Source organism: Olavius algarvensis spirochete endosymbiont, from assembly GCA_900608495.1.
In the GTDB taxonomy this organism is placed as follows: Bacteria; Spirochaetota; Spirochaetia; order DSM-2461; family DSM-2461; genus UBA2779.
The window spans coordinates 1-501 of sequence record UWYT01000251.1; the positions used below are offsets into that span (position 1 = coordinate 1).

Sequence of the window (501 nt, forward strand, 5' to 3'; positions counted from 1 at the left end):
GTCAAAATCACTACCTCCTGTGCCCGTATAGGGGTCAATCATCATTCCCTTATGATAGCTTATCCCATGTTCACCTTTGAGCTCACTCTTTCCCCAGAAATCACTTTGCTCAAACTTAATCAAAGCCGGATTATCGCCCACAAGCTCAGCTATTTCTTCCATATTTTTACCACTAGGAATTTTCACCGCTTCCATTTCTACACCAAACGTATCTTCAATGATATCTTCATAGCTCTGTCCCACTCTTTCGTTGACAAAATCAGCACTGTTATCAATCCCTTCTTTTGGATCATACCCTGCCCCAGTAAGTGAATTGGATGTGGAAAAGGCCATACAAGCTTCAGGATAGAGAACCTTCCCGTATTCTTTCTGAATAACTATACCATAACTACTGCCAACCGATAACGGTTTTCCAAGAGAGACAACCGTCGTAAGCATTTCACTCTCTCCCGTCGGGTCGACATACTTCACGGGGTTGTTGCTCACATAGGCATACCAGTT

The 501-nt window shown here is 43.3% G+C and carries 1 protein-coding gene; it reads right to left on the reverse strand.

All coding sequences use genetic code 11. From position 1 onward, the window contains the following. Positions 1 to 438 (reverse strand): hypothetical protein (locus S1OALGB6SA_RS07595; RefSeq protein ID WP_503465886.1); only part of this gene is annotated, 438 nt, incomplete at its 3' end. Positions 439 to 501: the final 63 nt, after the last annotated feature.